18 protein-coding genes are annotated in these 24,239 nt (G+C 35.1%); 7 read left to right on the top strand and 11 right to left on the bottom strand.

Translation table 11 applies throughout. The features are described 5' to 3' along the window. Window positions 1-5: 5 nt before the first annotated feature. The 5 genes from LV89_RS17465 to LV89_RS17445 form a co-directional block, all read right to left on the bottom strand. Entirely contained in the window at window positions 6-1,145 is a 1,140-nt protein-coding gene (locus tag LV89_RS17465; RefSeq protein ID WP_158279619.1) for a DUF4249 domain-containing protein, read from the bottom strand. A gap of 5 nt (window positions 1,146-1,150) precedes the next feature. Next, complete coding sequence (locus LV89_RS17460) at window positions 1,151-3,538, bottom strand: TonB-dependent receptor (protein WP_109744212.1); 2,388 nt, start codon at window positions 3,536-3,538, stop codon at window positions 1,151-1,153. Between the two features lie 49 nt (window positions 3,539-3,587). Further along, on the bottom strand, window positions 3,588-4,193 hold the full coding sequence (locus LV89_RS17455; RefSeq protein WP_146199196.1) for a hypothetical protein: 606 nt from the start codon (window positions 4,191-4,193) through the stop codon (window positions 3,588-3,590). A gap of 103 nt (window positions 4,194-4,296) precedes the next feature. Then, entirely contained in the window at window positions 4,297-5,835 is a 1,539-nt protein-coding gene (locus tag LV89_RS17450) for a RagB/SusD family nutrient uptake outer membrane protein (protein WP_109744210.1), read from the bottom strand. Window positions 5,836-5,956: 121 nt separating this feature from the next. After that, complete coding sequence (locus LV89_RS17445; RefSeq protein WP_109744209.1) at window positions 5,957-9,004, bottom strand: SusC/RagA family TonB-linked outer membrane protein; 3,048 nt, start codon at window positions 9,002-9,004, stop codon at window positions 5,957-5,959. Window positions 9,005-9,536: 532 nt separating this feature from the next. Between LV89_RS17445 and LV89_RS17440 the strand changes: the two genes are divergently transcribed. From LV89_RS17440 to LV89_RS17430, 3 genes are all read left to right on the top strand, one after another. Further along, window positions 9,537-12,470, top strand: coding sequence for an FAD-binding and (Fe-S)-binding domain-containing protein (locus tag LV89_RS17440; protein WP_109744208.1), 2,934 nt, complete (start codon window positions 9,537-9,539; stop codon window positions 12,468-12,470). 93 nt (window positions 12,471-12,563) lie between these two features. Continuing rightward, on the top strand, window positions 12,564-13,163 hold the full coding sequence (locus tag LV89_RS17435; protein ID WP_158279618.1) for a Crp/Fnr family transcriptional regulator: 600 nt from the start codon (window positions 12,564-12,566) through the stop codon (window positions 13,161-13,163). A 187-nt stretch (window positions 13,164-13,350) separates the two neighbouring features. Beyond that, window positions 13,351-14,073 carry a sterol desaturase family protein gene (locus LV89_RS17430; protein ID WP_109744206.1) on the top strand — a complete coding sequence of 241 codons (723 nt, stop codon included), beginning with the start codon at window positions 13,351-13,353 and terminating at the stop codon, window positions 14,071-14,073. Between the two features lie 99 nt (window positions 14,074-14,172). Here LV89_RS17430 and LV89_RS17425 read toward each other — a convergent pair whose 3' ends face one another. Both LV89_RS17425 and LV89_RS17420 read right to left on the bottom strand, forming a co-directional pair. Then, on the bottom strand, window positions 14,173-15,360 hold the full coding sequence (locus tag LV89_RS17425; RefSeq protein ID WP_109744205.1) for an AI-2E family transporter: 1,188 nt from the start codon (window positions 15,358-15,360) through the stop codon (window positions 14,173-14,175). A gap of 36 nt (window positions 15,361-15,396) precedes the next feature. Further along, window positions 15,397-16,491, bottom strand: a complete 1,095-nt coding sequence (locus tag LV89_RS17420) for an endonuclease/exonuclease/phosphatase family protein (RefSeq protein ID WP_109744204.1) — start codon at window positions 16,489-16,491, stop codon at window positions 15,397-15,399. Window positions 16,492-16,669: 178 nt separating this feature from the next. On the opposite strand from LV89_RS17420, the gene rpmB reads away from it, so the two are divergent. Beyond that, complete coding sequence (gene rpmB, locus LV89_RS17415) at window positions 16,670-16,909, top strand: 50S ribosomal protein L28 (protein WP_109744203.1); 240 nt, start codon at window positions 16,670-16,672, stop codon at window positions 16,907-16,909. Between the two features lie 192 nt (window positions 16,910-17,101). Then, window positions 17,102-18,235 carry a molybdopterin-synthase adenylyltransferase MoeB gene (moeB, locus tag LV89_RS17410; RefSeq protein ID WP_109744202.1) on the top strand — a complete coding sequence of 378 codons (1,134 nt, stop codon included), beginning with the start codon at window positions 17,102-17,104 and terminating at the stop codon, window positions 18,233-18,235. A gap of 138 nt (window positions 18,236-18,373) precedes the next feature. Here the strand turns inward: moeB and rimO are convergent, their stop codons facing one another. Then, complete coding sequence (gene rimO / locus LV89_RS17405) at window positions 18,374-19,681, bottom strand: 30S ribosomal protein S12 methylthiotransferase RimO (RefSeq protein ID WP_109744201.1); 1,308 nt, start codon at window positions 19,679-19,681, stop codon at window positions 18,374-18,376. A 108-nt stretch (window positions 19,682-19,789) separates the two neighbouring features. Further along, the gene (locus LV89_RS17400; RefSeq protein ID WP_109744200.1) at window positions 19,790-20,602 is read right to left on the bottom strand and encodes a DUF3667 domain-containing protein; all 813 of its coding nucleotides are present in this window, start codon (window positions 20,600-20,602) and stop codon (window positions 19,790-19,792) included. A 99-nt stretch (window positions 20,603-20,701) separates the two neighbouring features. On the opposite strand from LV89_RS17400, the gene LV89_RS17395 reads away from it, so the two are divergent. After that, window positions 20,702-20,926 (top strand): hypothetical protein, encoded by a 225-nt coding sequence (locus LV89_RS17395; RefSeq protein ID WP_109744199.1) that lies wholly within the window; start codon window positions 20,702-20,704, stop codon window positions 20,924-20,926. Window positions 20,927-21,204: 278 nt separating this feature from the next. On the opposite strand, the gene LV89_RS17390 is transcribed toward LV89_RS17395, so the two are convergent. Next, the gene (locus LV89_RS17390; RefSeq protein WP_109744198.1) at window positions 21,205-22,038 is read right to left on the bottom strand and encodes a hypothetical protein; all 834 of its coding nucleotides are present in this window, start codon (window positions 22,036-22,038) and stop codon (window positions 21,205-21,207) included. A gap of 276 nt (window positions 22,039-22,314) precedes the next feature. Here LV89_RS17390 and LV89_RS17385 point away from each other — a divergent pair, with 276 nt between their 5' ends. Then, entirely contained in the window at window positions 22,315-22,749 is a 435-nt protein-coding gene (locus tag LV89_RS17385) for a hypothetical protein (protein WP_146199195.1), read from the top strand. Between the two features lie 182 nt (window positions 22,750-22,931). Here LV89_RS17385 and LV89_RS17380 read toward each other — a convergent pair whose 3' ends face one another. Then, a complete protein-coding gene (locus tag LV89_RS17380; RefSeq protein ID WP_109744196.1) occupies window positions 22,932-24,233 on the bottom strand; it encodes an amidohydrolase in 1,302 nt (433 codons plus the stop codon). Window positions 24,234-24,239 lie beyond the last annotated feature (6 nt).

The following is a 24,239-nucleotide window of genomic DNA, read 5'->3' as shown; positions in this document are numbered from 1 at the left end:
AATGGTTAGTCTTTCCAAGCCTCAGGCTCTCTGGTGGTTCTATATTTTCCTTCAATGCAGTAAGCTCTTGGCCCACTGATAGCACCTGGTGGCGGCGGTAATGTTCTACCTGCAATTTGTGGTTTTACAGGACTATATCCATCTGTTCCCACTTGTCTGTCAATATAAACAATGCGTTTATCTGAGCCAAATACTTCAAAAAGCCCTAAAATCCTTTCGTCTTTGTTATCAACATTAAACATATTTGGGCTAAACTGTGTTTCGGCAGGCACATCAAAAAGTGTCCCTGAGCTTTGCGTAACGTCTTTTATACTTCTGTAATAACGATACATTTTCTCAGAAATGGCTCTTTGCTCAATTTTCAAATAATAGTTCGTTCTGTCGTCATAGGGGATTCTCATGATTGGATAGTTTTTAATTTCCTGTCCGTTCAAGAGATTATCCGATAAAATATTATAAGTTGAGCTATACAGAACATCAAAACATTGAGAACTGCACAAATAATTTATCAATTCTGGCGATGATTGTCCGTAGGGATAATTTGGCACTAAACTACATTTCCCTAAACCATAATCATAGCCAAGATTACAACTTGCACAGAAAACAGTTCTTTCATAATGCGTCCATTTCCATTGATAATATTGCCCCGTTTCTGGAGAATCCTTAAAGTCAATCGAAACATCAAAACCAACACTTCTCACATCTGTTAATGGATAATTGGTTTTTACCGTAAAATTGGCATTTACTTTATCAATATTAGGAACTGCAATTAATTTCTCAGGTGTTGACTCATACTTTTTACCATTTCTCAAATTAATATGAAGTGTGTAAATATTGCCTACAACTCCCTGAAAATTAGCCGATGTTTCATAAATTCCATCGACAAATTCTTTCAGGTTTTCTCTATTTCCTTTATTATCAGTGATAAAAACATCAGCACCTTTAATGGGTATATTTTCAACGTTGATACTCAAACTTGGCGATGAAGAAGAAACCGTGACTCTGTGAGGTCCAATCTGATTTGATAACGAACCCTCAACTGTTAAGAAGGAATCGTTACTAATTTGTTCAAAATCTCGTATTTCGGTAACGCACGACCACATTCCTAATGTCGTCAGAGCAAAAAGATAAAATAAACGCTTCATGACGGTCATTTGAATTTAAAGTTATAGGCTAATGACACTAAAGGAGAAGCAAATACACTTAATTGATACACTTTTGTTCCGTCTTTTCCATTGGTGAAAAATACAGAATAAGGATTTGAACGTCCGTAAACGTTATAAACTGTAAAAATCCAACTGCCTTCCCAACGCTTTTCTTTCATACTCGGATTAGTAATCGTCCAAGAAAAATCTAAACGGTGATAATCAGGAATTCTATCATTATTACGTTTCAAATACAAAGGAAGTTGCTGACCATCAAGCGTATATGTTCCCGTAGGTGACGAAAACGGTCGCCCTGTATTATAGGCAAAAATGAATGAAAAACTATTGTGTTTATCTGGTTGGGCATTCAAAACGATGTTTACCGTATGTGGTTTATCATAATTGGATGCGTACCAATTTCCATTATTAATTCTTTGCTCTGCATACTGCCCATTAGTTTGCTGAAATGACCTCGCATAAGTATAGCTAAACCAACCTGTTAACTCTCCTTTCTTTTTAGAAATCATCAATTCTGCTCCGTAAGAACGCCCACGACCTGACAAAAGTTGTGTTTCTAAAGTCTGATTGAGCTGTAAATTAGCTCCTGAAACATAGTCAATTACATTTCTTGTATCTCTAAAATAGGACTCAATGGATGCTTCCCAAACGTTATCATTCCAAGTTTTGAAATACCCCAACGATAAAAAATCACTGTTTTGAGGTAAAATATTTTCATCCGCAATTTTCCAACGAGAAGTTGGTAATGGCGTTGTATTATTAGAAATTATCTGCAAAAATTGTTGCATTCTATTGTACCCAAATTTCAGAGAAGTCACAGGATTAAGCACATAAACTGCGGTAAGTCGGGGTTCAAAACCTCCATAACTTTTTACAATTCCATCTTTTTGTTCCGATGAAAGCAAAGTAACTGATGAACGTGGCTCACCTTCTTGATATTTTCTAACCTGCGAAGGTCCAAGATTTAAAAACTGTGTATATCTTAACCCAAGTTGGAGCGTCAGTTTATTATTTACTTTAAACTCATCATCGGCAAAAAGAGATAATTCCATCGACTGCTCTTTTGCTAATTCAAGACTTGATATTTTTGATACAATATCTTTATTCAAAACTCCAGGATTCAAATCATATCTTACGGCATTGAAACCAAAATTAGTTTTATGTCTTTCATTCAAAGCATAGTCGTAATTGAATTTAAGATTTTGATACTGAATGCTATTTCTTAAATCAATTCTATTCAGAGAATCAGGGGATTCTGTTAGCGTTTTGTAATTGCTATATACTCCAACTACCTCAAAACTTGACTTTTCATTGATATATTTATTCCATTTCAATGAAAAATTGGTGTGTCCGTATCTAAAATCTGTTTGTTTGGCAATTACGTTTTCAAGGCTAAATAAAGAATCAACTCTATAAAAATCCTGACTGAAATAGGTACTCAAAGCAATGGTATTTTTAGCATTTGGTTTGTAAAAAACCTTATTGGCAACGTCATAAAAATTGGCACGAGTATTTTTCAGATTATCGGGAGCAAACAATTTGAACCAAAAATCATTAAAAGAAAGTCTTGCCGTACTTAAAATCGACAATTTGTTTTTAATGATTGGAATTTCAAGTAAAGCACGATTTGAGATTGGACCAACGCCACCACTCATTTTAAACTTTTCCAGATTTGGGTCAAGCATTTTTATATCCAAAACCGAAGCAGTTCTTCCTCCAAAACGAGCAGGAATTCCACCTTTGTAAAGCTCTAATTCTCGAATGCCATCGGAAGCGAAAATGGAAAATAAACCAAAAAGATGTGTTGGGTTAAAAATGGGCGTATTATCAATAAAAACTAAATTTTGGTCAACAGCCCCACCACGAATGTTTATTCCGTTTGCTCCCTCTCCTACCGACGAAACACCGGGAAGTGTTTGTAAACTTCTTAACACATCCACTTCACCCATCATGGCAGGTATTTTCTTGATGCCCTTCATACTCAATAAAGAAACGCCCAAAGATGGAGTCAATATGTCTTTACGTGTAGCCACACTGGACACAATTACTTCTTCCAATTGTCTTGTGACATCTTCTAAAACAGCATCAATAACTGTATTTTTATCAAATTTCACGTACAATCGAAAGGGTTTATATCCAACGTGAGTAATTCTCACAACATATTCATCTTCTGGCAATCTTAATGAGTAATTTCCCAATGAATCACTCACAACACCAGTTTTACGTGAATCTAAGGCAATAGCTGCCCCTGCTAAAAACTTCCCAGTACTGGCATCTTTTACATTTCCTCTGAGTAAATAGGTAGTTCTTTGTGCATACAACCCATTTCCTAAAAAAAGTAAAAGCCCAAATATTACTCCTCTATTAATTCTCATCTTTTCTTTTTTAATGGGAAATAGGTCTAAACTACCATTTCATTAATTTTTATTTTTCAACTTTATCGTAAAAAGCAGCTTTTTCATCAACTGTTAAATAATCAATTTTAGGTCTTTTGCTAATAAAATATCCTTTTACATCATAAGATGGGCTTGTTTCATCAACTTTAGGATATTTTTTTGCCTTACCTTCAATCATCATAATTATTTTATCTTTCGTGAATGACTTCATAGTTAAAAATCCAGATGCCATCAAATAACCTTCACCCAATTTTTTTGCCTTATTTTTCATTCTTCCAATCATCACATTTGAAGAATATCCACTTTCTAACATAACAGGCACTCGTATCGGTCTTGCAGCATACCATTTATTTCCACCAAAATGAATCATCACATTACTGTCAAATTGGTCATAATAGCTGATTGTTACGTTTTTTTCCAGAATTTCTAAATGTCCTCCAAAAATACTTTCCTCTTTGTAGAACTTTTCTCCATTCATTTTAATAATAATTTTAGATTGATTATCCTTCAAAGACTGATAAACCTTTTCGCACATTTCCTCCTGCTCTTTCTCTGTAGATGAACAAGCAGTACAAAAACTTATCATTGCTAATATTGCGAAATATTGGAAAGATAAACTAAGGCACTTCTTCATTTTTTTACTGTTTTATGTTAATTGGGAAACGTTTTATGTTTAATCAAAAAATGCCCGTTAAAACGAGCATTTTTTGATTGAATATGTTGCAAATGATTATTGATTAATAACCAACGTTTTGCTTCAAGTTTGGATTGATTTCCAATTCTCTTTGTGGAATAGGGAATACAACACGGTAAGCTGGAGATGCAGCAGTACGGTTTTGTACAGGAGCTGAGAATGTACCAAAACGGATTTGGTCATTTCTTCTCCAACCTTCCCAATACATTTCACGTCCACGTTCAGCTAAGATGTCAGCATCTGTTAAAGCAGTTAAAGCTTTTGTTCCACGAGCAACTCTCAAGTTATTGATGATTGTCAAAGCAGCAGCAGAAGTTTTATCTTTTCTGTACAATGCTTCAGCTTTCATTAATAATACGTCAGCATAACGGAAGAATACATAGTCATTACCCGGAGAATCAATATCAGATAAATCTGGGATATACTTAATTACACGTACACCTTCAGTTTCATTAGCATTTTTAATGTCAATTGCTGAAGTAAATACTAATGGCTTACCAGTTCTATCTGTTAAAGCTACACCACCTGCTCCATATTGTTGACCAATTAAGAAACCTGCACGTAAACCTTTCACATCTGTTACACCTGGAATTGATGCACCAACACGACTATCAGCTTTATCAAAACTATTATAGAAGTCTGCTAAAGTTGTAAATCCGTTCCAACCTGATGGAGTTTGGTTGTAGTGGGTTGTCATATAATAACGGTTTCTTGGAGAAGAACCATTGTTATTACTTGCACCTTTCTCATTTGGAATAACAAAGATTAACTCTTTTGATTTCGAAGTGTTATCATAGTGGAAGTTATCAAAATAGTTACTTGATAAAGAGAATTTACCAGAGTTAATGATAACATCAGCATTTGAAACCACAGCATCCATATCAGCAGCAGCAAAAGTAAATGGACCTGCTGCGGCATTTGGGTCTTGCGTAAATACACCGTTGTTCAAATATGTTTTAGCTAAAAGGAAAGCAGCAGCTTCTTTAGTAGCTAAACCTGAATTTGAACCAGTAGCATTATCTAAAAGTGAGCTAACTTCTTTCAAATCAGCAATGATTTGAGCAGCAGCTTCTTTACGGCTCAATGCTTTTGGTAAAGCACCTGGGTTAGCTAAATCTCTAAACGCAACTTGACCAAACAAGTCAGTTGTATAATACATATAGAATGCACGAATGAACTTAGCTTCAGCTTTTTGTTTAGCAGTTGCTTTTGAGTTACCTAAAACTTCATTTGCTAAAGCGTGACCTCTGTTTAAGTTATTCCAAGCAGCCAATACGTCATCACTTTGGTTTGTCCAAGTGTGCGTATGTAAGTTTCTCCATCTACCGTTATCGTCCCAGTCAGCACCTCTTGTTGGACCTTGCATCTCATCAGATGGATGCTCAGTCAAAGCGTAGATAGCAGCTTGGTCAGTAAACGTTCCTAAAGTTTGGTAAGCAGATTTCAACTGTAAATCTGGTTGTACGGATGAAACTTCAGATACACGGTCAAGAACTGCGTCATCTAAGTTACTACATCCAATTGTCCCTGTCATCAATATTGTGATTAGTGAAGGGATAACTATTTTATTAATGTTCTTCATTTTGATATCTTATATAATTTTTAATAAAATGGAATACTGATAGATTGTCTATCAATAATTATATTTATTAACGATTAGTCTAATAATGAGGTTTTAAATTTCTTTTAAAATTCAAATAAAATTAGAAATTAGCACTAATACCTAAAGTAAATGCTCTTGCTTTTGGATATGAGATATAGTCAATACCCAAAGAAGGAATAGCATTAGCCCCTGTACCTCTTGCCGCAGCAGGGTTTGAAATTTCTGGGTCTAAACCTGAATAGTTAGAAATCAACAATAAGTTTTGACCAGTCAATGAGATATTCAATGATTTAGCAAAGCTGTTTGCAGGTAACTTAACTGTGTGACCGATTGACAAGTTAGAGATACGGATAAAATCAGATTTCTCTAAATAGAATGTTGATGCAACTGGAGCATCTCCGTAAGCCTGACCTGTTGTGCTTGACAATGTATAAGGAGTTACGTTGTTACCTTGTTTCAATGAACCTCTGTTCAATACAGCTGTTGCAGTGTTGTTATAGATATAACCACCTGACTGACCGTTGATGAAAAGACTTGCGTTCCAAGAACCATAAGTAAAGTTGTTAGTTAAACCCCAAACCATTGTAGGGAATGGACTTCCTTTGTATGATTTCTCTGCTGATAAAATTGTGTTACCATTTGAATCATATCCTTTGAAATCATTTAAGAAGAAACCATATAATGGGTATCCTTGTGTGATTGGTTGGATAAATACACCTGATAAACCTTGTCCGTATAAGTTACCTGTTTGGATAGTAGCAACGTCTAATTTAGCCACTTCGTTTTTCAAGAAAGTAGTATTAACACTTGCATCCCAACCTAACTTAGTACCTGCTAAAATTTGGTAGTTTAAGCTAAATTCAACCCCTGTGTTTCTAATATCAGCAGGAATGTTTGCCCATCTTGTTGTTGCTACGTCTGGTTGTGGTGCAGCAAAAGGGAATAACAAGTTGTTTGTACTTTTGTTGAAGTAATCAACTGTACCTGTTAATCTTCCTTTCATTAAACCAAAGTCAAGACCTACGCCATAAGCAGTAGTAGATTCCCATTTAATGTCTGGGTTTGGTACGTTTTCTTTAGAGATACCACCTGCACCAGAGTTAGGAGCATAAGTAGCCAATGAAGTATTAGTAGGGAATTCTTGGTTACCTGTGATACCCCAGTTAGTTCTCAATTTCAAGTCAGAGAAAATCTCTTTTGGAATGAATGACTCATTCGATAAACGCCAAGCAGCACCAACTGATGGGAAATAACCATATTTATTGTTAAGACCGAATTTAGAAGAACCATCAACACGAAGAGTACCTGTTAATAAATACTTGTCGTTGAATGAATAGTTTACACGACCGAAATAAGACTGTAAGTCAAACTGAGACTTTGCAGAACCTCCTGAAAATGCTTTCTGAGTACCGCTATTATCAACAAAGTTAAGGTTGTTAGATAAGTCGAAACCAGCTGGAGAAGTAAAGTAAAGAGCTTGAACATAATTACTTTGGTTTTCAAATTTCTGATAAGAGAAACCAGCAATCGCATCAATTTTAGATTTACCAAGAACAGTTTTGTAGTTCAAAGTATGTTCAATCGTAGTAGTAGTGATATAACGGTTAGCAATTCTTGAATAACCTTGGTTATTTGGAATGTTTACGCTAAATCCTGGCGTATTTGGTTGAACACTTGTTCTTGTTACACCGTTTGAGTTATCTAAACCAAAGTTAGCTTTGTAAGATAAATCTTTAGTGATGTTCCAAGTACCAGTGATGTTCATCAAAGTTCTTGCAGTACTACCACCAATATTGATTTGCTCTAATAAAGAAACTGGGTTACGGAAAGCAGGAGTACCATTTGTAAAGTATGAACCATCAGCCGCAAGAATTGGGTAAGTAGGGTTTGTTTGAATAGCTCTACTGATTACGTTACCTTCAAAACCGATGTCACCACCTGTTGCAGCACCTTTATCTTTAATTTGAGAAGTTGTCATAGCAACACCTAAAACCACTTTGTTATCAAATAACTTGTGAGTTGCGTTGATACGAGCTGAAACTCTTCCCATTGAAGTTCCTTTAACTGTTCCTTGTTGGTCGTTATAACCTAAAGAGAAGAAATAGTTAGTTACGTCATTTCCACCACCATAGCTCAAGTTATAGTTTTGAGTGACAGCTGTACGATATACTTGGTCTTGCCAGTTAGTGCTTGAACCTGCATTGATTGTTTTGTTATTAACATCTAATCCAGCTTTAGCAGCTTCTGTTAAGAATGCACTTGTTGAAAGTACGTCATAGTTTTTGTAGTTTGAAGCGATACTTGTACCGATTGAAACGTTTAAGTTACTTTGACCTGATTTTCCTTTTTTAGTTGTAATTAAAACTACACCGTTTGCACCTCTTGCTCCATAGATAGCAGCAGCAGAAGCATCTTTCAATACTGAAATACTTTCAATATCTGAAGGGTTCATAAAGTTTAATGGGTTTTTAGCAGCAACGTTACCGAAACCTGCACTACCATCAGCACCATCAACAGTACTTGAACCGTCCAAAGGAATACCATCTACTACGTACAATGGACCATTTCCTGAACGGATTGAAGTGGTACCACGAATACGGATGTTAATACCCGCTCCTGGCTCACCACTGTTAGGAGTCATTTGAACACCCGCAGCACGACCTTGTAATAATTGCTCTGGAGAAGCGATAACCCCTTGGTTAAAGTCCTTAGCAGTTAAAGAAGTAACACCACCTGTTGCGTCTTTTCTGGTAGTAGTACCATAACCAACAACAACAACTTCGTCAAGAGCTTTATTTTCTGATACTAAAGTTACATTTAATTCAGAACGAGTACCAACTGCAATCTCTTGTTTTGCATAACCAACAAAAGAGAAAACTAAAGTAGCATTAGCTGGAGCAGCAATTTTGTATGCACCATTGATATCCGTTTGAGTACCTTTGTTTGAACCTTTTACTGAAATAGAAACACCAGGCATACCCGAACCGTCTCCTTTATCAGTTACTTTACCCGAAACTGTTTTGTCTTGAGCATACATGCTTATAGACACAAGCATAGTGATAGCCATCAAAGCAGTCTTCAAAAGAGACTTTGATGCTACACCCTGTCGCACTGAGCGACCGAACCATCTGTAAAAATGATTATTCATAAGGTTTTGTTAAGATTGGAAATGGTTAATGAAAAACACTAAACAATTACATATTTGACTCCAAATAATTAGAGTAAATAAATAATAATTACATCAATACATAGCCTAATTACTAAAAGAAGAATTATACGTGATGGATTAGGCAAATAGTATTTTTGAGAGACTAAATATGAAATTGTTATAAAAATGTAATGCAAAGTAGAAAAGAAAATTTCTATAATTCAATTTTTTTTTGAAAAAATTTTATTTGCTATATCAACAACAGAATGTAAGAAATTGTATTTAATTTGCTTTTGCAAAGTTTAGCACATATTAGAATAGTGTTTGCAAAAGTTTGCAAAAGTGTGAATAATCAGCGTTTTTGATGAATAATGGCACAAAATTACCTGTCCTATATTTTTATTTTATTGCACTATTCCAACATAAACTACCTTAAAAAATATTTATAGCAACATCAGATTAAAATTATTGGTAATTTTGATGTGTAAAAGTAGAACTTAGAAACGCAATATAATTCTTAGTATAATCCAAAATGACCAATCACAATTTACTCGCTCAACTTGCCACGAAATTAGAGGGTGAACTCCATTACGATACAGTAATGAGAACTCTTTATGCCACAGACGCTTCAGCATATCGTGAAATGCCTACTGCTGTGGCTATTCCAAAAACGATTAATGATATTAAAACATTAATCAACTTTGCTCGTGAAAATGGCTCGTCCATTATTCCAAGAACTGCGGGAACGTCCTTGGCAGGGCAAGTGGTAGGCAATGGAATTGTGGTTGACGTTTCTAAAAATTTTACCAAAATTTTAGAAGTAAATAAAGAAGAACATTGGGTACGTGTTCAACCCGGAGTGGTGCGTGATGTGCTAAATATGGAGTTGAAGAAACATGGATTATTCTTTGGGCCTGAAACTTCTACCGCAAACCGTGCCATGATTGGCGGAATGGTTGGTAATAATTCATGTGGCTCAAATTCGGTAGTTTATGGTTCAACTCGTGAACACGTAATGGAGGTAAAAGGAATTTTAGCAGACGGTTCTGAAGTTGAATTTAAAAGCCATGCTTCTCAGAACTTAGCTGATTTATTGGCAAGTGCTGAAAAGAAAAATGGAACAGCCACACTTTCTGAAAAGATTTATCGAGAAATGAATAATATCTTGATTAAACCAGAAAACCAAGCTGAAATCCGTAAAGAGTTTCCAAAACCAACCATTGAAAGACGAAATACAGGTTATGCTTTGGATATGCTACTAAACTGCGAGCCATTTACAGAAGGAGGAAAACCGTTTAATTTCTGTGAATTAATCTCAGGGTCGGAAGGTACGCTTTGTTTCTTGACTGAAATAAAATTACACGTAAATGATATGCCTCCGCCAGAAATTGGGTTGGTTTGTGGGCATTTTAATACCGTTGATGAATCTTTAAGAGCAAACTTAATTGCCTTGAAATATAAACCGTCGGCTTCTGAATTGATGGACCATTATATTTTGGAATGCACCAAAGCCAATAAAGAACATAGCCAAAATCGTTTCTTTGTGCAAGGTGACCCTGGTGCAATTTTGGTGGTTGAATTGCGTGGAACTTCTCATGCAGAAATTGAAGCCAAAGCTATTGCGATGGAAGCAGAAATGCGTGCTGCTGGCTTAGGCTATCATTTTCCTGTGGTTTATGGTGCTGATACCAAAAAGGTTTGGGATTTGCGTAAAGCAGGTTTGGGACTACTTTCAAATCTTCCTGGTGATGAAAAAGCAGTAGCTGTAATTGAAGATACTGCCGTTGATGTGAATGATTTACCTGATTTCATCCGTGAATTCAATGAAATTTTAGATAAAAATAATCTCTACTGTGTGCATTATGCTCATGCAGGTTCGGGAGAAATCCACCTTCGTCCAATCATTAATTTAAAGACTGTTGAGGGAAATAAACAGTTTAGATTAATTGCTGAAGAAATTGCGACTTTGGTTAAGAAATTTAACGGTTCACTTTCTGGAGAGCATGGTGACGGACGCTTACGTGGTGAATTTATCAAGCAAATGGTTGGTGAACACAATTATGGTTTGATGAAAGAGGTGAAACGTATTTGGGACCCGTATAATATTTTCAACCCAAATAAGGTGGTTGATACGCCTCCAATGGATACGTTTTTGCGTTACACGCCAGGGCAACAAACCCCTGATTTTGAGACAACTTTCCGCTTTACCGACCAAAATATTTTACAGCACGCCGAACAGTGTAATGGTTCAGGCGATTGCCGTAAAACGCACCTTTCGGGTGGAACGATGTGTCCGTCTTATATGGCTACTCGTAATGAAAAGGAAACTACTCGTGCAAGAGCTAATATTTTGAGAGAATTCTTGACACATTCTGATAAAGCGAACCGTTTTAATCACGAAGAAATCAAGGAAGTTTTTGATTTATGTTTGGCTTGTAAAGGTTGTAAATCAGATTGTCCGTCGAATGTGGATGTTGCTAAATTGAAAATGGAATTTTTACACCAATATTATAAAGAAAATGGTGTACCAATTAGAAGTCGTTTGGTAGGGAATTTTTCTAAATTATCTGGCTTATTTTCATACATTCCTTGGGCTTACAATTTAGTTTTTGATACGCCTGCATTACGTAAAATTGCTAATAATATCGTTGGTTTTCACCCTGACAGAACGATGCCTCTATTGGCAAAGAAAACATTTAAAAATTGGTTTAAGAGCCACGAAGGCACAAAAACGCAAAGAAAAGTATATCTTTTTGTAGATGAATTTACTAATTATAATGACGTAGAAATCGGTATGACTGCGGTGAAATTACTGAACCGTTTGGGTTACGAAGTCATCGTACCAAATCACGTAGAGTCAGGTCGTCCGCAATTATCAAAAGGGCTTTTGAATGATGCTAAAAAATTGGCAAATCAGAATGTGAGTTTATTGAGAAATGTGGTTTCGGAAGATATTCCTTTAGTCGGAATTGAACCTTCGGCAATCTTAACTTTCCGTGATGAATATCCTGATTTAGTAGATGAAAATTTATTAGAAGATGCGAAGAAATTAGCCCAAAATGTCTTCATGATGGAAGAATTTATTGCTAAAGAAATTGATGCAAAACGTATTGCAAAAAGTGCCTTTACAACTGAAAAACGTTTGGTAAAATTACATGGACATTGTCAGCAAAAATCGCTTTCAAGTTTAGTCCCTGCCAAGAAAAGTCTTTCATTACCAAGCAATTACGAAGTTCAAATTATTCCATCTGGTTGTTGTGGAATGGCTGGTTCTTTTGGATACGAAAAAGAGCATTTTGACTTATCAAACCAAGTAGGAGAATTGGTACTTTTCCCAACAATTCGCCAACAGGCTGATGACGTAATTATTGCTGCTTCGGGAACGAGTTGCCGTCACCAAATTCACGATGGAACTGGGCGTACTGCTAAACACGCTGTCGAGATTTTGTTTGAAGCATTGGTATAGTTAAGTTCATGAGTGTATGAGTAGTAAGTTTATGACTTAAAACTCATACACTCATAAATGTTAAAACTCATAAACTGAAACATGGATAAGCAAATGATACAAAATATCACTCAAAGTCCTGATTTTCAAAATCTTTGGGGACAATATGAGTTTTTGGATATGAGTGATTTAACGCAACTTTTATCAATTGGTAAAATTGTACAAATTGATAAAAATGAACACTTTCTCAGAACTGGGGATTACAGTAAAAAAGTGGGTATGATTATGAATGGTTTGATTAGATTCTATCATTTAAAAGACGGTGAAGAATACAATCTAATTTTTAAGAAAGAACAACAGATGGTATCTTCTTTCGAGTGTATTATTCTCAATCAACCTTCATCTTACAGTTTTGAGGCTTTGGAAGATACATTAATGGTTGTTTACGATTACGACCAAATGGAAGTTTTATTTTCACAGAATCCACGATTAGAACGTTTTGGAAGGTATTTCATTCAACACGAACTGGCACAAGCTATAAAAGTTTTTGAGAAACACCTTTTCTATTCTCCAGAAGAGCGTTACCTAAAATTTATTGAAGAATATCCAAACTTAATGAATCGAGTACCTTTAAAACATTTAGCTTCATTTATGGGAGTTACGCCTGTTTCATTAAGTAGAATTAGAAAACGAGTTACAGAAAACAAGCATTGATTGGTGATTTTATAGCTGAACTAAGATTTATAGAATTCTAAAATTTCAAGATTATTTTTCAACAAAATACTGAAATCTCAAAATTTTATAAATCATAGTTCTGCTCCAAACAACAAACTTATCTTTTGTAAATTTTTTCCTCAAAATTCTTAGTCAAATTTGCTTATCAATTTTAAATAATAAGCTTATGGAAACTCAACTGCCTTTCGCCATTTTCATTTTTCTAATTAACTTTCTTCGTTATTTATTGGTAGCAGGAATGGCATTCTTCGTTTTTTATTACGTTTTCAAAAATTCAAAATCATTCCAAAAAATTCAAAATCGTTTCCCAAAAACAAGTGATTATTTACGAGAATTTGGCTCTTCGTTCATGTCATGTGTGATTTTTGGAATCGTGGGTTATATTGCTTACAAAACGCCATTTTATCCGTTTTCACGAGCATACAACAATATCAACGACTACCCAATATGGTATTTTTGGATAAGTATTTTATTGATGATTTTATTACATGATACCTATTTTTACTGGACACACCGCTTAATTCATCATAAAGCTCTTTTCAAAAACTTCCATGCTTTACACCATAAATCTCACAATCCAAGTCCTTGGGCAGCTTTTGCTTTTGACCCAATGGAGGCTGTCATTAATGGTTGTTTTCAGTTTGTAATGATGGTCATTATTCCAACACATTTCAATGCTGTTGCTATTTTTTATATTATCTCAATGGTGGTAAATGTTTACGGACATTTAGGATATGAAATTTATCCAAAATGGTTTAGAGAACATTGGCTTGGACGATGGATAAATACCTCTACGGCACATAATTATCACCATCATTATGGAAAAGGGAATTATGGTTTTTACTTTACGTTTTGGGATAAAATAATGGAGACGGAGCAATCAAAATAATAGGAAATTTACTGCGTGCAAATATAAATGGAAGTCAAGATATTAAGCGAAGACGTCTTTCTTGGGGATTAGGATTAATTCCCAAACCCCATTGCCTTCTCAATCTATCTTCTCAGGTTTACTTTTACGCTTTTTCCCACTTACCAACGACTTCACGTCTTCGGTTGTTTCCACAATGCTTTCTACCAAATCTGGCACAAAACTCTGCATATCACGTTTCTTGTCTTGACGCAATCGGTCGTGGTCGGGTTCTCCCAAAATATAGCCAAAAGGTTTTAGGTCTGGAACGGCGTCAAAAACAACTTTCAAAATGGCAATTGTTGGCAAGGAAAGAGCCATTCCCGCAATTCCCCATAAAGCCGAACCCAACAATAAAGCAATAATAGCCACTAAACCATTGATACTGATTTTTGAGCCTACCACTTGTGGAGTGATAAAATTACCTTCTAAGAATTGTACAAAAATAAAAACTCCAGCTACCCCAACGGCATACATGGGAGAATCTTTAGTAATTAGGGCAATAATTATTGGTAAAATTGACCCAATCAGTATTCCAATAAAAGGAATTACTAATAAAGCTGCCGCTAAAAAGCCAAAAAACACGGCATAATCAATTCCTAAAATTAATAATCCAATCGTATTTAAGCCTCCTACAATTATTGTAACCGTCACTAAACCAGTCAAATAACTATGTACCACTTCGTAGATTTTATTGAGAACGGCATCAATTCTCTTTCGATTTATATTGCGGAAAACTTTATAGAAAAACATTCTAAAAAAGTCTCTGTAATATAAAAAGAAGAACATATAAATCGGGATGAGTGACAAATTACCTAAAACGCTTCCTGTTGTAGAAAGTGCAGTGGTAAAGATAGTTCCTCCTGTACTCAAAAATCCTGTTCCATATTGGCGTAATCGAGCAAGTTGAGTCTTCTTTCCGATATGAAAAATACTCTCAGCCCAACGCTGAATTTGATTAAACCAGAGCGTAAATCTTTTCTCTAATTGTGGCAACATTTCGCCAAAATCAGCAATTTGAATGGATGCTAACCAAATTACGCCTATCATTATCATGGTAAACAATAACATCGTAAACGTTACTGATAAAATACGTCCCAAGCCTTTTTTTTCAAGCCAATTTGCCACAGGAAAAATTGCCATTGATAATATGACAGAGATAAATATTGGTACAAGAATATCTTGCAAAACCATAAGCCAATAAACAAAAATGGTTATTGAGATTAGAGCAAAGGCGAGTTTTCCGATGAAGGGTAATTTATAATTCATGTGATTTGGTGATGAGTTAAGTGATATTCCGCACAATTATTTATCGACTTTCTGTTTTTTGTCTAAAGAATATCTACCTAAAATCGGAAAATGGTCTGACAACAAAACACTCCTAAACGTCTTAAAATCAAGCACTTTTATTTCTTCCGAACAAAACTGATTATCAATTCTCACTAATCTTGGGCTACGATTTAGGGTAAAACCAAAGCCATTACCTGCTTCTTCAAAAGCATTTTTCAATCGGTCACGGATACTTCCATAAGCATTTCCATAGGGTGTTTCATTAAAATCACCACAAAGAATTACGGGGTATGGACTTTCATCAATCATTTTCTCGATTAATTTCACCTCTTCGCCATGTTTTTGAAAACCCATTTTTAAAGATGATACGATGCCTTTTCCTTCTTTTTTGGCTTCTTCATAATCTTTTCCTTTCACCTCACTCACTACCTTATTTACCCGTATTCCCATTGATTGCAATTGAATATTAATCACCCTAATGGTGTCTTTTTTACGGGCAATATCAGCAACTAAATAACCATTGGCATTTCGTCGTCCAAAAACTTTTCCTTGATGATGAATAATTGGATAAGCTGAAAAAATAATAAGCCCAACCAGCCCTTGATTTCCTCTCTCACTATTACTGACCATGTATGGATTTTCCTTTTGCATCAAAGAAACTGTCCGAAATCGCTTATCACTTTCTAAATTATAAAACTCTTGAAAACATTTCACATCAGCCTCATAATCAGCAGCATAATTAATCAAATTAGTAGCTTTTACTTTATCACCTGTATATTCGTCTCCACAAAAACTGAATACATTATAACTAAAAACAGACAATGTATTTTCTCCTTTTTGAGGGTCTTTAAAAACGATGGTACGCTTGATAAATGGATAACCCAAACATAAAATCAGGATTGGTAAAATGGCTCTGGAAGGACGAATAAACAACCACGTGAAGGCAATAACAAAACACCCTAACATAGCAAATGGCAACGTCATCATAATGAACCCTGCCGACCAATGCTCAATCACGAGTGTATATGATAGCAAGTATGTCACCAGTGTATATATACATACAGGCAAGCTGGTTAGCCAAAGCAACGAAGTAGCAATTTTCTTAAACATAGAATGTTAAAACAATGAGTTTAAACAAAAGTACGAAGATTCCTGAATTTTATTTCCTTAATAAATTGTATCCTTGAGAAATAATCTCTAATTTTGCATTCCGTTTCAGAAAATACTGAAAATCAAGTCTATTATATCGCTTCCAAAGTGATTTTACATAACAAAAACAAGGATTAACATGGCTAAGGTTTGTCAATTAACAGGAAAAAAGACACAAGTAGGTAATAACGTATCTCACGCTAACAATAAAACTAAGCGTAAATTCTATCCAAATCTTCATACTAAGAAATTTTTCTTAGAATCTGAAGGTGTATGGGTTCAATTGAAAGTATCTGGAAAAGCTATCCGTACTATCAACAAAAAAGGTTTGGAAGCTTCTTTAATTGCAGCAGCTCGTAAGGGAACTTTGAGCTTGTAATACCAATAGCTTAAAAATATTAAAAACCTTCTCAATAACTTTGAGAAGGTTTTTTTATGCCCATTGGTGTCACTTTTAGTTGACAAATAAGCGAATACAAGTAATGAGTTTATAAGGCGTTAAATTTATTGTTATCTTCGTTAATCGTAATTTGTTATCTCGCTTAATACAAAAATAAATTAATGTATCAATATGCTCTCATCAACTGAAAAAAATCGTTATCAAAAACACTTGTTACTACCAAAAATTGGGCAAGATGGTCAACTAAAACTAAAAAATGCTAAAGTTTTAGTAATTGGTGCGGGTGGTTTAGGCTGTCCAGTTTTGTTATATTTGGCGGCAGCGGGCATTGGTAAATTAGGAATTATGGACGCTGATTCGGTAGATTTAAGCAATTTACAAAGACAGGTTTTATACAAAGTAGAAGACATTGGTAGCCCGAAAGCAACCACCGCTGCTACTCGTTTATTAAAGCTGAATGATACAATTGAATATGAGGCAGTTAAGCAAAATTTCAAAGCCGAAAATGCCGAAAATGCCGAAAATTTCGTCAAAAATTATGATATAATTGTGGATTGTACTGATAATTTTACGGCTCGTTATCTTATCAATGATTATTGTGTAAAATTGAATAAACCATTTGTTTACGGAGCAATTCATCAGTTTGAAGGACAGGTTTCAGTGTTTAATTACACCGATTCATTGGGTAATCAAGGACCTACTTATCGTTGTTTATTTCCCGAACAACCTTCTGAATTGGAAATCCCCAACTGTGCTACAATTGGCGTTTTGGGGATTCTTCCAGGAATGTTGGGAATGTACCAAGCCAATGAGGTAATTAAGATAATTACGGGTATCGGAACGGTACTAAGTGGGCAACTTTTGATGCTTGATTTATTAGAAAACACTTCACAAAAAATTAAAGTAAAAAGAAAAGCAAACGCAGAAAAGATGATATTTCCAGAAGGAGAAAAACAAAAAAATATGCCTAATAATCAAGCCATTAACTCAACAATAACCGTTGAAGAGTTATCAGAGAAAATACAGAATAAAGAAGATTTCTTTTTGTTAGATGTAAGAAATTTGAATGAATATGAAATTTGTAGAATTGAAGGTTCTGTCTTGATTCCAATGAGTAATATTCCGACGAATGTGAAACATATTCCACGAGATAGAACGGTCGTTGTGTATTGCCATCACGGCTTTCGTTCAGCAAGTGTGATTGATTACTTATCTCAAAATCATGGCTTTAATAATTTACAAAACTTAACGGGTGGTATCAATGCCTGGGCAAACGAAATTGACGAAACAATGGAGGTGTATTGACAGTAAGCAGTGAGCAGTGAGCAGTGAGCAGTGAGCAGTGAGCAGTAAAAATGGCGATTGGGAAATTTAAGTTCCTAATCGCCATTTTTTTGTTAACTATTCTCTAAAATCTAACCTCTATCCTCTATCCTCTATTCTCTAAACCAAGTCTCCGTATAAGTCAAATTCTTCGGCACGATTAACTTTTACATTGGCAAAATCACCTAAACGTACAAATTGTGATGCTGGAATAAGTACCTCATTATCAACTTCTGGCGAGTCAAATTGTGTTCTTCCGATAAAGTGTCCTCCCTCCTTTCTATCAAATAAAACTTTATAAGTATTGCCTACTTTCTCTTGGTTCAACTCCATCGAAATATCTTGTTGCAATGCCATAATTTCGTCGGCACGTTCTTGTTTTATTTCGGCAGGAACATCGTCTTCAAAAGTATGTGAATGGGTTTGGTCTTCGTGCGAGTATGTGAAAACACCTAAACGGTCGAAACGCATTTTTTCTACAAATCGATAAGTTTCTTCGTAATCCTCTTCTGTTTCTCCTGGGTGACCAGAAATTAAAGTGGTTCTTAGAGCAATATCAGGCACTTTATCACGAATGGCATTGATTAAATCTTCGGTTTTCTCACGAGTAATTCCACGACGCATTCTTTTCAAAACTTCCGTTGAACCACTTTGCAATGGCATATCCAAATACTTACAAATATTTGATTTTGAATTCATTACATCTAAAACGTCCATCGGGAAACCAGCAGGGTAAGCATATTGTAAACGAATCCAATCAAGTCCTTCAATATCTGAAAAGTGTTCTAATAATTCCGAAAGGTTACGCTTTTTATAAATATCTAAACCGTAATACGTTAAATCTTGAGCGATGAGAATTAACTCTTTTGTACCACGTTTTACTAATGACTTTGCTTCAATTACTAAATCTTCAATAGTACGAGAAACGTGTCCGCCACGCATTAATGGAATAGCACAGAACGAACAAGGACGGTCGCAACCTTCCGCAATTTTCAAGTATGCGTAATGGGTTGGAGTTGTTAAAAGACGTTCTCCGATGAGTTCGTGTTTATAATCTGCTTTGAGTGTTTTTAATAATCTTGGTAACTCATTTGTGCCAAAAAAAGCATCAACCGTAGGGATTTCCACCTCCAATTCATCTTTATAACGGTGTGACAAACAACCTGTTACATACAATTTATCAATTACGCCAGCTTCTTTGGCATCAACATATCGCAAAATGGTATCTATTGATTCTTGCTTAGCATTATCAATAAAACCGCAAGTATTTACGATAACAATGTTTGAATCATCTTTCTTAGATTCGTGGCTAACCTTTATACCATTTCCTTTCAACTGAGTATAAATCACCTCTGAATCAACCACATTTTTGCTACAACCAAGTGTAACGATATTGACTTTATTCTTTAATTGCGTTTTAGTTTTCATCTAAAATTCCTAACTCATGAAGATAGGATTTGTTAAAAATTTAACCACAAAGTTACGACAACTCAGCGTATTCGTAAGGTCTTGGGGTAAGTATTTTGATTATTAATGCTAATGCTTGAGTTTTCCTGCCGCATGTAGAACTCCCACAACAACGCCTCCGACCAAAGAAGAAAATAAAATAAGCAATAAGTATCCTAAAAGAACTGCCATTATACTTTTAAAAATACTTTTTCCCAAAGGCGTAATTTGAAAAAGTTGATGATAACTCCATGTCAAATAAGTGTAAGAAACAAAGGTCATAGCAAGTGATATTAACTTCGAGTCAGAAATTAGCAGTAGAGGCATAAAAAATGAATTAATCATGCTTTGTTGCGATAATAAAAAGGCATTTACCACCAAATGTTCAGCATAATTATAGCCTATTTTTTTATAAACTCTTTGAGTAACCATTGAGGTCAAGGGTATCATAATCAAGGTTGATAAAACTTGATGCTCAGTGATATATTTGACAATATCTTTTGTGGAAATTATCTTGTTCTTATCATTGACAAGTTGTTCGCCAAAAGGCATATTCATCATCATTTCATCTCCCAAATAGGTGTATAATAACGTAGAAATTGTTCCGACTAATAATACATAACCAATTGGTGTGATGTGACTTACCCTTTTTCCCGACAAATAATTACGAAGAAATTGTCCCGGACTAATCAATAATTCTTTAAAAGTTAAAGAAGCTCCTCTTTCAAAAAAGAAAAAAACGTTAAGAAAAGCATGAGAAGTAGTTTCAATAATATGTTTTATTGTAAAGCGATTGGTTTCAGCTTTTTGTCCACATTCGGAACAGTATTTTCCATGAAATATATGATGACAATTTTTACAGACAATTGGATCGTGGTCATGAATTTGTAATTTTTCAGACATAGATTATAATTTTAGTTTTTTTGTTGAAGATAAACACAAAAAGCGAAAATTTGAATCAATGTTTTTAAATTGCAGCTTATTACAAAAAACAACTTTATCATGGATTTTGACTTCAAAAAATATCATATACGCTCAATAAACGCCTCTTCTGCCGAAGAACGTGCCACAATTAACCAAGAATTAAAGGATTATTATGCTTCGTTGAGCAAAGAAGAACAACATGAGTTTAATACGCAATTACAAACGTTTTTGGCTCGTGAAATGGGAAGATTAAAAACTGATTATGAAGCCATTAAAGCAGGCGGAATGATTGATGATAATTAGAGGATAGAGGATAGAGGATAGAGGATAGAGGATAGAGGATAGAGGATAGAGGATAGAGGATAGAGGATAGAGGATAGAGGATAGAGGATAGAGGATAGAGATTTTTTCCATAAAATTAACTCTGTAATCTATTCTCAGCAATCTATTCTCTATAATCTGCAATCTATTCTCTATAACCTGTAATCTATTCTCTATAATCTGTAATCTATTCTCTGTAATCTGTAATCTATTCTCTGTAATCTGTAATCTATTCTCTAAAATAAAATCTATTCTCTATATTAAAAATCATATCCAATAGAAAGACCTGTAACGTTAGCTTTTGAGGCGGGGTTATTGTAACCTTTCAGGGAGTCGGAAGTGCCAATATTTATTCTTTCGTAACGAAGTTTAACGGTAACTTTTTTGAATTTCATGCCTAATTCAACTGAAGGTGAAAGCATTTTAGTTAAATCAATTTCGGCATTGGGAAAAGTCAAGTTTTTCTCATCTGTTTTCATTTTTGAAATGACAGGATAACTCGTTGAAATTCTTAAACTTACTTTCACTTTCGACTTTGTAGTATAATTTAATTTTGCACCCAAAGCAGGAGATAAAAATTTATATTTTTCTTCAAAAACCATTGGATTTCCTTCTGTTCCATAATCTGCAGAACGATTCCATATTTTTGCTTCAATGCCCACAAAAGGCTCTATGGTAGTACGTGAACTATCGCCTAATTTAATTGGGATTCCTGCGTCAAGATTAGCAAAACCGCCTTGATAGCTCATTTTGGGAATGCTCAATAAAGGAACGCCAGTTGGTCCTAAAGCCGTTGAACCTCCCACTTGACCTTTATCAGCAGCACTTACGCCTGCTACACAGCCAGCCCCCATTATATCGGCTTGTCCGATACTTTGAAATGCACCTGCATCAAGCACAAAGTTGATTTTTTTAATTGGTTGAAATTGAATTTGAACTCCCGCTTTTCCCACGATAGAATGCTCAAACCATTCAAAATTTTGAATAGAAATATTAGGAGTTACAGTTGTAGGCTTCTGAATACCAGATGATTGAGCGAAGCTCATTAATGAACTTCCTGTAAGGAAAAAACCCAAAAGTACAATTCGTTTCATAGTTTAGAAGCCCAATAGGGTGTTTATGTTTACTCAATAAAAAGTAACGATAGTTTTTATAAATTATTGCTTAAAAGTACGACAATTATTAAAATACAAACCCTAAAAAAATGTTAAAAAATTCTATCAGAATAATAATTATGGATAAAATCTATACCGAATTAGCATTTGTTAAGTCTATACGCAAGGAAAAAGGAGAGTTATTTTGATTTCTATTAAAAAAGTTAATAAATTAGGAGAAAAATAAGACAACCCCATAAATTAAAATATATTTTCATGAAAAAGATTTCCACACTTTTGTCAGTAGCTTTACTTACGAGTCTGAGCATGAGCAGTTGTACTGATACTAAACAAATTACTGATTTACAAGACCAAGCTCGTAGATTAGAAGCACAAGTACAGAAAGAACGCCAAGAAAATGCAGAATTGAGTAGCTATCGTTTTAGCATGGAAAGTCAATTCAAAAGAAAAAATGAAGACTATGTAAAATGTCAGGAAGAGGGGAAAGATAACTTTGAGTCTTTGAGTAAAAAATACGGTGAATTAGGTTCTGATTACGAAAAACTACAAGCCGCTTATAAGTCTTTAAACGAAGCAAATGATGCAAACAGAGAAATGTCTGCTCGTGTAATTGTAGATTTAGAAGAAAGAATTAAACAAATAAGAATTGCTAACGCTCCTACAACTGCTCGTAAGCGTAGAAGACGCTAATTAAAAAGGGGTAAGATTTAGTTATTAAGAAATTAGTGTCGGGTTTAAAATATTGGACATTATTTTTGAACACTAACACTTTATTTGAAAGAATGGTTGACGCACATTATTAGTAAAAAATATAAAAAGGGTAGCATTCTATTTGATTGCTACCCTTTTTACCTAAAATCGTTTTCTACAATTTACTTCTCCATATAGTCAACTACCAAACTCGCCATTGACTTCATTCCCAAAACAAAACCACCTTCGTCAATATAAAAATCAGGTGTGTGGTGCGGTGCCGTTTGTCCTTCGGGTTTACCTTTTGGAGCTCCACCCAAGAAGAAAAATACACCCGGCACTTTCTCTTGATAAAAAGCAAAATCTTCTGCACCTGTTGCGGCAGCGGTTATTGACACATTTGCTTTTCCTGCAACACTTTCTAACGTTGGTACCATTTTCTCTGTTAAGGCAACATCGTTAAAAGTAATCGGACACATTTTTGTAATTTTCACTTCCGCAGTTGCTCCTGCACTTTGGGCAATATTAGTCGCTACTTGTGCCATTCTTGCATGAATCATATCTTGCACGGCAGGGTCAAGAGTACGGATTGTACCGTTCATATTTACTTCTTCAGGAATAATATTGCTACGAACACCACCATTAATTTGTCCGACTGTAACTACTGCTGCTGATTCGTTTAATGGTGAATTTCTACTCACAATTGTTTGTAAACCCATTACCACTTGCGAAGCCGTCACGATGGGGTCAATACCTTGCCAAGGACTTGCTCCGTGTGTTTGTTTTCCTTTAATTTTGATTTTAAACCAGTCAGAACTTGCCATTGTTCCACCTGGACGGTATCTGATTTTACCTACTTCAGTTTGGGCATTGATATGCAATCCGAAAATCACATCAACTTTAGGATTCTCCAAAACTCCTTCTTTTATCATTAAGGGAGCACCACCTTCTTCTCCTTCGGGAGCTCCTTCTTCAGCAGGTTGGAAAATAAATTTAACAGTTCCTTTCAAATCGCTCTTCATAGAGGCTAAAATCTCGGCTGTACCCATTAAAATAGCCACGTGGGTATCATGTCCGCAAGCGTGCATAATGTTTACAGGTTGACCATTATATTCACCAACCGCTTTTGAAGCAAAAGGTATATCCACTCTCTCTTTCACAGGCAAACCGTCCATATCAGCACGAAGAGCCACGACTGGTCCCGGCTTCCCTCCTTTCAAAATACCAACAACGCCTGTTTTGCCAACGCCTGTTTTAACTTCTATTCCAAGAGATTTTAAGTGATTAGCTACTTTTTCAGCCGTTTTAAATTCACGGTTACCTAATTCTGGATTCAAGTGAAAATCTCTACGCCAAGCTACTACTTTACTTTCAAGGGTTTCAGCTTTTTGGGCAATTTTAGCTTTTAGAGCGGTGGCATTTTGAGCATTACTTGATAGAAACGAAGCCAATAATAATGTTGTAATAATAGATACTTTCTTCATAAGCTA

This window comes from Arcicella aurantiaca (genome assembly GCF_003148625.1).
GTDB lineage: Bacteria > Bacteroidota > Bacteroidia > Cytophagales > Spirosomataceae > Arcicella > Arcicella aurantiaca.
This window is presented reverse-complemented; position numbering and strand designations above follow the sequence as displayed.